The sequence below is a fragment of the Saccharicrinis aurantiacus genome, from assembly GCF_947489045.1.
In the GTDB taxonomy this organism is placed as follows: domain Bacteria; phylum Bacteroidota; class Bacteroidia; order Bacteroidales; family Marinilabiliaceae; genus Saccharicrinis; species Saccharicrinis aurantiacus.
Map to the genome: position 1 here is coordinate 118675 of NZ_CANLCN010000013.1, position 11825 is coordinate 130499.

Genomic DNA, 11825 nt, shown 5'->3' on the forward strand with positions numbered 1-11825 from the left:
GTGATTGTTTACTAGTAAGAAAAACTACTACCCCCTAAAAACTCCCTAATTATTGAAGTGGGTGGAATATTCTTCTCTGCCATCTGCTTAAAATAACTAAAGAAATAAAGCAGTCTGTTAGCCTCAGCAAATTCAGCTTTATTATTTTCTACCTCTAACAATATAGGCTCGGCATAATGCTTTAAAATTGATAACTCATACAACAAAGCTGTATTAAACATCACATCGGCTTCTTCTTGATAAGGGAAGATATGTTTTTCTTCTCCCCTTCGAACACTTTGCCACCTTGAAATGGTATCTGCCGCAGAATAATTTCGATACCTATAATCTCTTACTATTCGTCTGATTAATCGATTGTCGGTAGTGGGTATCCTATTATGGTCATCAATATTAATAGCCGTTAAAGCAGATACATATATTTTAAATTTATGACTATCCTTAATTGAGTGTGTTAACTGAGGATTTAAACCATGAATCCCCTCAACCACAAGAATTTCCCCTTCGTGTAGCTGCATTTTTGTACCATCGTAAAAACGCTTTCCTGTTTCAAACGAAAATTTAGGCACTTCAATCTCATCGCCCTTAAGAAGACTACTTAGATCGGTATTGAATTGTTCTACATCAATGGCTTCTAGTGCTTCAAAATCAAACTCGCCATTTTCATCAAGTGGTGTGGCTTCTCTATCTACAAAATAATCATCCAACGACAAATTCTTAGGGCGTAAGCCATTTACCATTAGCTGAACAGCAAGTCTTTTGCTAAAAGTTGTTTTACCGCTAGACGAAGGTCCACTTATTAAAATAATCTTCACCTCTTCTTTTCGCTCGGCTACTTTATCAGCAATCTGGCCAATCTTCTTTTCATGAAAAGCTTCAGATACTTTAATTAAAGTCTCAGAATCACCATTCCTGGAAAGCGCATTGAGATCATTGATATTTGTGATATTCAAAACCTTATTCCAATGGCTATACTCCTGAAATATTTCAAACATCTTATTCTGAATCACCAAAGGCTCCACCTCTTCTGGCGAGAAACGCTGTGGTAATAGTAACAAAATTCCTTTATAATATTTTTGTAAATCAAATACTTTCAAATATCCTGTGGAAGGAACCAAATGGCCATAATAGGAAGCCGCCTTTTCTTCTAATGTATAGTAAGTTGAATAACTTTGTCCTCGGCTAGTAATTAAACCAGCTTTATCAATAAATCCTTCTTCAACAAAGATATCTCTAACAGTACTTGCTTCTTCTTCAATACACTGAAAAGGGATATTGCGCTTCACCAAATTACGCATACACTCGTATACTTCAGCTACTTTTTCAATATCAAGTTCATCGGTGTTAGCCAACTTACAATACACCCCTTTGGATACGGAATGCTCAATTCGCAACTTAGCACCTGGAATGGTTTTTTCCAAGGCCACAAATAATAGAAACGATAAACTACGTATATACATGCGCATCCCATCAGGATGTGTTATATCAATAAACTCAATTGTTTTAGGATGAAAGAGCTCAAAATCTAATCGCTCTAACCTATTATTAACTAATGCACCCAGCATATCGCTTTGTAGTGTAATATTTTCTCTGTTAGCGATCTCTTTTAATGTTATTCCACGATCAAGCTCAATATAATTATTACTATTGATGCACTTTACTCTTATATTCTTTGCCATAGTTTAAATCATTTCATTTCAGAAAAACTTTAGAAAAGCAAATTACATAATTTTAGATAGTAAACGGGCAGCTTTGGCATAATTATATCGGTATAAGAACATATATGCCGCTAAACTTTCGCAGAATAAAAGAGCTTTGTACTTTTGCCCATCAAAGCTTTACTGACTGATGAAATAATTAAATCACAGTAAAGGGTAGTTGTAAATAATACCAGGTATCTGGATTTTACTAATTTTAGAGAGATGAGAAAAAGGGTTTTATTGGGTATGAGTGGTGGAGTGGATAGTTCGATGTGTGCATGGTATCTGCAACAAATGAACTTTGAGGTAGTGGGTATCACCTTTAACACACTTTCGCCTCTTTCTTCTGAAAAGTCAACTCAGTTTATTCAGGATGCCAAAGATTTGGCAGCCAAACTAAAAATTGAACATCACACCATTGATGTTTATGATGATTTTAAACGCGAAATTATTGACTACTTTGTTGATGAATATGCTCAAGGTCGCACACCAAACCCTTGTGTACGTTGCAACGTAACTATCAAATGGAAGCTTCTTTTAGAATATGCTACTACATATAATTGTGATAAAATTGCTACGGGCCATTACGTTGATATTGCTGTACGCAATGAGTTCTATCACATCAAAAAAGGTCAGGATCCTAGTAAAGACCAATCGTACTTTCTATGGAACTTATCGCAAGAGATATTAAGTCGCTGTGTTTTTCCCTTGGCTAAGTACAATAAAAAGGAAGTGAAATTGAAAGCTGCGGAACTAGGTTTTGCACGTGTATCTACAAAAAAAGAAAGCATGGGTGTGTGCTTTTTACAGGGCGAAGATTACCGAGATTACATTAAAACTAATAAACCTGAAAGTACGGGAAATATACCCGGCTGTATTGTTAATGAATCTGGAGAAAAGATTGGCACACATGAAGGAGTGGCACATTATACTATTGGACAAAAAAGAGGTTTAAACCTTGAGCAAAACCATGGAGAATACGTAGCCAAAATTAATGCCAACGAAAATACGCTTATTACATCGCCTAAAAATAAACTCATGTCTGATTCCATTATCATTGATGATTTTATGAGCTGTGATCCGAACTACTTTAATAGGGTACAAAAAGCTGATGCGCGTATTAGAGGATTAGATGCTGTAGCTCCAACGCCATGCACTATTAATAAGGTAGAGAATAAACTACATATTAAATTTTCTGAACCAGTTTGGGCTCTCACTCCCGGACAATCGGTTGTGTTTTATAAAAATGATATTGTTATGGGTGGTGGCTTTGTGAATGAGGTGGAATTTAAATAGATAGCAATTGAGATTACATAAAAAAAGGGATATCAACCGTTGTTGAATCCCTTTCTTTTAAAACAAATGTTGGTTATTCTATAGCTCTTCATTAGTGCCGCCAAAAGCTTTAATAACCTGAGGCCTCCGTCGTAAATTTGGTATTAGATCTTCTATTTTTAGGGATGGATGGAGCGTAATTTATATTTGCTTACCGGTAATTAACATCAGCTTATCTGTAATTTATATGAGATGGTTTGTTATGCTAATTAGCTTGCACATAAATCACATGAGCTGGTGTGTATTTTGTATTAGATGTTGCTTAGTTTGCACTGGATGGCCCTCAGTTTAAACTGGATGGTGCGTATTTTGTATTGGCGCTCGCCCTATAAACACTGGTTTTAATGAAAAATGGCTGTTTGCTCTTGTATTGATTATTGCTCGCAACTTATACCTAAAACATCATCAAATAATTGATATTACTATAGGATAGCTAATCTTTACTAGATGGCTTTTGCTAATGCTAAGGCACCAACTTACTGGCTTTATACCAAGTGGTAGCCCTTTTTGGTTTGGGTTTAGGTAGCTTTAAGTGGCGGATGCGACCGAAGGAAGCCCACGCACCGACCATATAAAAGCTGACAACCAAAATATCTACTATAGTGGAAAGCCCGTTAAACTGCCCTGTTAATTAATTTGAAAGGTAATTACTCGTTTTGTTTTAGCGGTAATTTTATATCTATCATCTCCTCTATCGCCAATAATCCATATAATATCACCTCCTGATAGCAATAACCAAGCATCTTCTTTTTGCTTAAGAGAGTATTTTTGATCAATAAAGAAGTCACTTAGTTTTTTAAAGTTCTTCATACCCAAAGGACGAAACTGATCGCCATGTTTCCAACGTCTCACAGTAAGAGGGTATTCTAGTAAATCGGCATCAAACTGGCCAATGGTTGAATCTTTTTTAATAGTATACTCGGCTGCTTCAATATTTGAGTTAATATCAATTTGAAGTGGATCTGTTATGGATTTTACTGAACTGTCAATAAAGAAAAGCGACTCGTCAATACCCTCTTCTTTTGGTAAAACGATGATATTGAAACGATCGATGATTAAACGATGTGTGCGCGAAAAAAATTGTTTACCTGAACTTTTGGTATTGAGGCAAGTGGCAATTTCTTTTATTTGGCTGCTATTAAAAGTAAGTGGTTTTAACAAATCGAATAAAAATAACAGCAAATGGTCTAATTCATTTAAGTGCTTGCGAGAGATGAGCATTTCGCCATCTTGATCAACTACAATTCTGTTGCGAATAGCCTCTATTGAAGAATCTTTTATAGCTTCTACTTGCGATAGAACATCCATGTTTTGCATCATGGTTTCGGCAAATGACGGATTTATTTGTTTGAACAGAGGGAGAATCTTATTTCTTATTTTATTTCGCGTATACACCGACTCAAGATTGCTAGAGTCAGTGACATATTGAATATGCTCTTGCTTACAAAATTCCTCGATCTGAGTACGTGTAAAGGTCAGTAATGGACGAATAATATTCCCAACTTTTGGCTTGATACCCATTAAACCCTTAATACCTGTACCGCGCGTTAGGTTTAAAAAAAAGGTTTCGATACTATCATCTTTATGGTGACCTGTGGCTATATAGTTGGCTCCCTCATTTTCAATTAATTTATTAAACCAAGTATATCGAAGGTCGCGGGCAGCCATTTCAATTGAAACTTTATGTGTTGCTGCATATTCTTTAGTTTCAAAATGCTTTACATATAATTTAATACCTCGATGTTTGCATTGAGTGCGCACAAAACCTTCGTCAGCATCGGATTCTGAACCTCTCAAATTAAAGTTGCAATGCGCTGCAATAACAGGAATATTGGCTTGCGACAATAGATGCAACAACACCATGGAATCAGCCCCGCCACTTAAGGCAACTAATACTTTAGCGGAGTCTTTAACTTGGCACGACTCATGGATATATTTTTTAAACTGCTGTAACACCTTCTGAAAATTTTATTGGTAAAACTACTTAGCACGCAACACTTCAAATATAGCTTTTGCTTTTAACAGACACTCTTCATATTCCTCTGCAGGATTGCTTTTTGCGGTAATTGCACTACCTACCATAAAAGATAAATATTCTTGAGCACTATTGTATAATATACTTCGGATAATTACATTGAAATCAAAATCTTGATTAGGTGTGATGTACCCCATAGCACCTGAGTAGGCCCCACGCTTAGTTTCTTCGTACTTCTCAATTAATTTGGTTGCTCTTAATTTTGGAGCGCCAGTCATTGACCCCATTGGGAAAGTGGCTTTAATTACATCGAATGCCGTATTAGAATGATTAAGTTTTGCGGATACGGTTGATATCATTTGAAACACCTGCTTGAAGGGATAAATTCCGCACAATTCATCAACTTTCACACTTCCTCGTTCTGCTATTTTTGATAAATCATTACGCACTAAATCCACAATCATTATATTTTCTGATTGCTCCTTAATGCTTTCTTTTAGTTTCGACTTGTTCGCCTTATCTACCTCAATATCTGCAGATCTTTTTGCTGTACCTTTTATTGGCTGAGTAATAACCTGCTGAGCTCGTTTACAAATATACCTTTCGGGCGATGCACAAATTATATGCTTATCCTTCATTTTAAAAAATGAAGAAAAAGGTGTTGGCGATACTGAATGTAAAGAGTTATAAATTGAAAATGGATCTATTTTAGTGTGCTCAGCATAAAACTCCATACAGTAATTCATCTCATAGATATCTCCTCGATGAATATGATCTAAAACTCCTTTAACTGATTTTAAATAAGCAGTTTTATTTACTCGCTGTTTTATTTTGATAGATTTATTTTCAGGCTCCTCTGTAACTATATTCTTAATTTCATCAATAATCGAGAGTACCTGAGCTTCTGTATTGTAGTCGTCTAAATATGAAAATTGCCAACTATTGCTATTACATAAAAACAAAAATCGTGGTCGAAAAAAGCTAGTATTCTCAAACTGTAAACCATCGTGATTAACTGAGTATATATGCTCTAATTCATTTTTTAAATCATAGGCAAGGTATCCTAAAGCCCAATCGCCTATATCAAAAGCTTCTTTTAATTTCTGTAATCCGCCAGTGAACGTTTGCAATGCTTCAAAACCCGCAATAAAATCATATGCAGAATAACTTTGAGATGATTTATAATTGCAACTATCATATATAGCAGAAATCTGATGTTTTTTAAGATAAAACAAAAGTTGTTTTTTGAACTGTTCAGAGTCTTCAACTATAAAAGAAACATATTTACGCATGCCGCAAATTTACTTAAAAATGGAGTTGGCACAATAGTTATGCAAATTGAATGCATAAAAAAAGCACCTACTGTAAAGTAGATGCTTTAATATGTATTAAAGATTATCTAATTAGTCTCTTTTTCCTAAATAATCTGAGATTCCTTCTTGTGAAGCTGTTAAACCTTCATCTCCTTTATGCCAATCAGCAGGACAAACTTCTCCATTTTCTTCGAAGAATTGTAAAGCATCAATCATACGTAAAGTTTCATCAACGCTACGTCCTAAAGGCATATCGTTAACTACTTGATGACGAACATCACCTGCTTTATCAATTAAGAAAAGACCGCGGTAAGCCATAGGTGTTCCTTCAAACACAGTTGCTCCTTCTTCGTCATAATCGTACTCACCAGCTAACACATCGTAGTTTAAAGAGATCGTCATTGCATTATCAGCAACTAAAGGGAATTTAACTCCTTTGATACCACCTTCTTTTTTCTCAGTTTGTAACCACTTCCAGTGAGAGAAAGCAGAATCAACAGATACACCAACAACTTGAGTATCTCTTTTTTCAAACTCAGCAATTTTATCTTGGAAAGCAATAATTTCTGTCGGACAAACAAATGTAAAATCAGCTGGGTAAAAGAAAAGAATTACGTTCTTTTTACCTACGAATTGCTCAAGAGAAAATTTCTCAACCATTTCTCCACCATTTACAACTGCTTCTGCACTAAATACAGGGGCTTTTTTTCCTACTAATACTGCCATAATTTCTATTTATTATTTTGTTTGTTAAATCTGTTCATTGTTTAATTACACTTCTCAAACAACACTATTTTGAAAATGTTTTTGTGAAATTCACTTTTTTACAAAAAAAATAAAGCCCTGAAATTATACCTCAACAAATCAACAAAATACACTGAAATTATTTTTGTGGTTGCACCGATAAATCAATAATTTTTAAAATAACTTCTACTGCTTTTTCCATACTTTGCAGTGGTACAAATTCAAAACGGCCATGGAAATTATGACCTCCTGCAAAAATATTTGGCGTTGGAAGGCCCATATAAGATAATCTTGAACCATCCGTGCCACCTCTAATTGGTTTAACCAAGGGATCAACACCTACTAATTCCATTGCTAGTTTAGCACTTTCAACAATCTGAAAAACTGGCTCAATCTTTTCGCGCATATTATAATACTGGTCGTTGATTTCTAACTTCACAGTGCCTGCACCATATTCTGCATTTACTTTATTTACAATATGCTGAAGTTCTTTTTTTCTATCTTCAAATCTATCCGCACGGAAATCTCTGATGATGTACGACATCTCTGTTTTTTCAACATCACCATTAAAATCCATTAAATGATAAAAACCTTCATATCCAGTTGTATGCTCAGGAGTTTCATGACGAGGTAGCATTGTAATAATTTGGTTGGCAATACGTATTGAATTACGCATTTTATTTTTTGCATAACCCGGATGAACCATTCTACCACGTACCGTGATTTTTGCACCCGCGGCATTAAAGTTTTCATATTCCAACTCCCCAATCTCGCCTCCATCAAGAGTATAGGCATATGATGCGCCAAACTTTTTTACATCAAAATAATCAGCACCAGCACCTATTTCCTCATCAGGTGTAAATCCAATTCTGATATCACCATGTTTAATGTGTGGATTATTCATTAAATATTCAGCAGCGCTTACTATTTCTGTCACCCCTGCTTTGTCATCAGCTCCTAATAAAGTCGTTCCATCTGTTGTAATAATGGTTTGACCTTTGTAATTATTAAGCTCTGGAAATTCAGATGGCGATAGGCATATATTCTTTTCTTCATTAAGAACAATATCGCCTCCATCATAATCTTCAACTACTTGAGGGTTTACATTACGACCCGAGAAATCAGGACTCGTATCCACATGTGCTATAAATCCAATTACGGGTATCTCAGCATTTATGTTCGATGGTATGGTTGCCATTACGTATCCATTTTCATCAATACTGGCATCACTTAAGCCAATAGCTTTTAGTTCTTCTACTAAATTCTCTGAAAATTTAAACTGATTGGGTGTTGAAGGAGTCAATCCGGTATTCGGATCAGACTGAGTGTCAATTTTTACGTATTTTAAAAATCTATCTAATATTGTTGTCATGATACAAACTATTATGTAATATTTATAAGGGGTTCGAATGTGTTTCGATAAATGATTATATAAAATTACTTGTTTAAGTAAGAAAACAAAAAAGGGAACAACATAATCGTTGTTCCCTTGATAAATATCATGTAAGTTATGATACTATTAGTATGCTTTTGCAAATAAAACGCGTTGCTCTGAAGGTTTTCCTGAATAAACACAAACACCAGGAGTTTTATCTCCCTCCAAAGGAATACATCGAATGGTTGCTTTAGTTTCCTCTTTAATTTTTTGCTCCGTTTCTGAAGTTCCGTCCCAATGCGCTAAGATGAATCCACCTTTTTCTTCAAGAACACTCTTAAACTCCTCAAAGGTTTCAACCGGAGTTGTTTTCTCTGCTCTAAAATCTAAAGCTTTTTGGTAGATAGTTTCCTGAATCTGCTCCAATAAATCAGCAACGTACTCATCAACACCATCCATATTAACCACTTCTTTGGTTAAAGTATCTCTACGAGCAACTTCTACTGTTCCATTTTCTAAGTCGCGCATTCCAACAGCCAAACGTACAGGAACACCTTTCAGTTCGTATTGTGCAAATTTCCAACCTGGCTTACGATTATCAGAATCATCAAATTTAACGGATATACCTCTCTTTTTAAGATTCGCAACTACAACATCAACCTTTTCTGTGATTTTAGCTAAATCTTCTTCGCTTCTATAAATAGGAACAATGGCTACTTGAATTGGAGCCAATTTTGGTGGTAATACCAATCCATGATCATCAGAATGAGCCATTATTAAGGCACCCATCAAACGAGTTGAAACTCCCCATGACGATGCCCATACATAATCTTCGTTACCCTCTTTTGTTGCAAATTTCACATCAAATGCTTTTGCAAAATTTTGTCCTAAAAAGTGAGATGTACCTGATTGTAATGCTTTTCCATCCTGCATTAAAGCTTCAATAGTATAAGTATCTAAAGCACCTGCAAAACGCTCATTAGCTGTTTTTACTCCCTGCACAACAGGAACTGCCATGAAGTTTTGAGCAAAATCAGCATATACTTGAATCATAGTTTGAGTTTCCTCAATAGCTTCTTGTTTTGTAGCATGTGCTGTATGCCCTTCTTGCCATAAAAACTCAGCTGTACGCAAAAATAAACGCGTACGCATTTCCCAACGAACCACATTAGCCCATTGGTTACATTTTATAGGAAGATCTCTATAAGATTGGATCCAGTTTTTATAAGTATTCCAAATAATTGTTTCTGAAGTTGGACGAACTATTAATTCTTCCTCTAACTTGGCCTCTGGATCAACTACGACTCCTTTGCCATCAGGATCATTTTTTAAACGGTAATGAGTTACAACCGCACATTCTTTAGCAAAACCTTCAACGTGATCAGCCTCCTTGCTTAAGAAAGACTTAGGAATAAATAACGGAAAGTATGCATTCTCATGACCCGTTTCTTTAAACATACGGTCTAATTCTTGTTGCATTTTTTCCCAAATTGCATACCCATACGGTTTAATAACCATACATCCTCTTACTGCAGAATTTTCTGCTAAATCGGCTTTTGCAACTAACTCATTATACCACTGAGAATAGTCGACACTTCTTTTTGTTAATCCTTTTGCCATCTATGTAATAACTTATTATTTCAACATTTCTAATCAACTTTTGCAATCTATATGCAAATGCGAAAAATAAAGCACAAAGAAACAAAATTTAGCGCACTAATTAAACCTAAGTGTTATATAAAAACATATTGCCAACATGATTACTCTTCATCGAGCTAACAAAAAGTTTAATTTAGCTGAAAATTCACCTTTATCCTTCTGCAATGTATATACGTAAAATAAAAGTAAGATAGTAACAAGTACTTTAGGCTGTTTTTATTTTCAATTTAATATATTTACATCGTTCAATGCTATAAATAAAAACCAATAACTTTATGTATATGGTATAATTATTGCATATAAACCAAATGAATCCTATTTTATTTGACCCAAAAACGAACGCTCATGAAAGTTAATTTCTACATATTATCCGTCATAACATTTACACTAGTAAGTGCTTGTTCATCTAGTTACAAGTACTCTTCTGGGGTATATGATGATGATCTATATTATAATGCAAAGGATAAACCTGTAACTGTAGCGGAGTCATATTCTCCTTTGCCAAAACCAGACAGTGAATTAAAAAAAGAAGAAAATCGTAATTATTCACAGCTCCAAAATGAATACTATAGCTCTGATAGAGCTGAAGAAAATGAAGATTTAAGGGATTTTACTGCTATACAAAGCGAATATGCATCTATATTAAATAATGATAGCATACAAGAAGTTGATTCACTTTTATATTACGATGATAATACGGGATATTGGGTAAATGAATTTAACGGATCGCAACAAGATAAAGATTACGCAGAAAGAATAGCTAGGTTCCATGGTCCTATGGTCGGAATACCATATTGGTCACCTATGTATAACGATGTAATATTTAATAGTGGCTTTAATTATAATGTTTATGTGGATGGAGATTACGCTTATGTTTCGCCAGACTGGAATAATAGATATTATAATAATTGGCGCTATGGACCTACATCAAGCTGGGGCTTTTATGGAGGCTTCAATTATGGATGGGGATATCCTGGCTATGGCTACGGTTACCCAAATTATGGATGGGGATATCCAGGTTACGGAATGGGATACCCGGGTTATGGATGGGGTTATCCTGGCTACGGATGGGGACACCCATATCCACCAATGTATGGAGGTGGGAATAATCTTATAGCAAGAGAAAGGGCTCCTCGCTATTCTTCAGGGGCAAGCCATGGGTCAAGAACATCAGGGACTGCTGCTACAAGAGGTAATAGAGTATCAACTGTTTCAAACAGCACGCGTACATCTTCAAGCACTCCATCAAGAGCTACAAGAAGTTCAAGTACGATGCAACAAACTAGGCAATCATCAAATGCTACAGGAAGAGCAACTCGCGCTTCATATACTCCATCAAGTTCAGTAACAAGAACTAGCAATAGTAATGCAAATAGTAGCAAAGCTAGAGTAGGTTATACACCTACCTACACAAGAAGTTCGTCTACAAACTCAAGGAATACGCGTAGCACTTACAATACAAGAAGTTCTAAATCAGAAAGTACTACCACAAGAAATAATAGTTCAACAAGACAAAGTAATAGCAATTACAACACTGGTAGTTCAAATAATTACCAACCTTCTCGCTCAAGCAGAAGTAGTAATACGAATAACTCTAATTCAAGTTATTCAAATCAAAGTAGATCTTCAAGCTACTCGAGTCCGAGTAGAAGCTCATACGGCGGTAGTTCTGGCGGATCATCAGGCGGATCTTCCGGTGGATCAAGAAGAAGTAGATAATAACTAAG

Annotated in this window: 8 protein-coding genes; 2 read left to right on the forward strand and 6 right to left on the reverse strand. The window is 35.4% G+C overall.

Going from position 1 to position 11825, the window contains the following annotated elements; genetic code table 11:
- Positions 1-11: 11 nt before the first annotated feature.
- Complete coding sequence (locus QMO11_RS15100) at positions 12-1676, reverse strand: nucleoside kinase (protein ID WP_282038050.1); 1665 nt, start codon at positions 1674-1676, stop codon at positions 12-14.
- Between the two features lie 243 nt (positions 1677-1919).
- Between QMO11_RS15100 and mnmA the strand changes: the two genes are divergently transcribed.
- Positions 1920-2993 carry a tRNA 2-thiouridine(34) synthase MnmA gene (gene mnmA, locus QMO11_RS15105; RefSeq protein ID WP_282038051.1) on the forward strand — a complete coding sequence of 358 codons (1074 nt, stop codon included), beginning with the start codon at positions 1920-1922 and terminating at the stop codon, positions 2991-2993.
- Positions 2994-3659: 666 nt separating this feature from the next.
- On the opposite strand, the gene tilS is transcribed toward mnmA, so the two are convergent.
- From tilS to proS, 5 genes are all read right to left on the reverse strand, one after another.
- Positions 3660-4988, reverse strand: coding sequence for a tRNA lysidine(34) synthetase TilS (gene tilS, locus QMO11_RS15110; protein WP_282038052.1), 1329 nt, complete (start codon positions 4986-4988; stop codon positions 3660-3662).
- A 24-nt stretch (positions 4989-5012) separates the two neighbouring features.
- Positions 5013-6299 (reverse strand): anthranilate synthase component I family protein, encoded by a 1287-nt coding sequence (locus QMO11_RS15115; protein ID WP_282038053.1) that lies wholly within the window; start codon positions 6297-6299, stop codon positions 5013-5015.
- 111 nt (positions 6300-6410) lie between these two features.
- A complete protein-coding gene (locus QMO11_RS15120; protein WP_075601747.1) occupies positions 6411-7046 on the reverse strand; it encodes a peroxiredoxin in 636 nt (211 codons plus the stop codon).
- 157 nt (positions 7047-7203) lie between these two features.
- Complete coding sequence (pepT, locus tag QMO11_RS15125; RefSeq protein WP_282038054.1) at positions 7204-8436, reverse strand: peptidase T; 1233 nt, start codon at positions 8434-8436, stop codon at positions 7204-7206.
- A gap of 147 nt (positions 8437-8583) precedes the next feature.
- Positions 8584-10059 carry a proline--tRNA ligase gene (gene proS, locus QMO11_RS15130; protein ID WP_282038055.1) on the reverse strand — a complete coding sequence of 492 codons (1476 nt, stop codon included), beginning with the start codon at positions 10057-10059 and terminating at the stop codon, positions 8584-8586.
- Positions 10060-10443: 384 nt separating this feature from the next.
- Between proS and QMO11_RS15135 the strand changes: the two genes are divergently transcribed.
- Positions 10444-11817, forward strand: a complete 1374-nt coding sequence (locus QMO11_RS15135) for a hypothetical protein (protein ID WP_282038056.1) — start codon at positions 10444-10446, stop codon at positions 11815-11817.
- The last annotated feature ends 8 nt before the right edge of the window (positions 11818-11825 follow it).

Coding starts and splice junctions, on each gene's coding strand:
- QMO11_RS15100 (WP_282038050.1), bottom strand. CDS start 1,676: ATGGCAAAGAATATAAGAGTAAAGTGCATCAATAGTAATAATTATATT.
- mnmA (WP_282038051.1), top strand. CDS start 1,920: ATGAGAAAAAGGGTTTTATTGGGTATGAGTGGTGGAGTGGATAGTTCG.
- QMO11_RS15115 (WP_282038053.1), bottom strand. CDS start 6,299: ATGCGTAAATATGTTTCTTTTATAGTTGAAGACTCTGAACAGTTCAAA.
- QMO11_RS15120 (WP_075601747.1), bottom strand. CDS start 7,046: ATGGCAGTATTAGTAGGAAAAAAAGCCCCTGTATTTAGTGCAGAAGCA.
- pepT (WP_282038054.1), bottom strand. CDS start 8,436: ATGACAACAATATTAGATAGATTTTTAAAATACGTAAAAATTGACACT.
- proS (WP_282038055.1), bottom strand. CDS start 10,059: ATGGCAAAAGGATTAACAAAAAGAAGTGTCGACTATTCTCAGTGGTAT.
- QMO11_RS15135 (WP_282038056.1), top strand. CDS start 10,444: ATGAAAGTTAATTTCTACATATTATCCGTCATAACATTTACACTAGTA.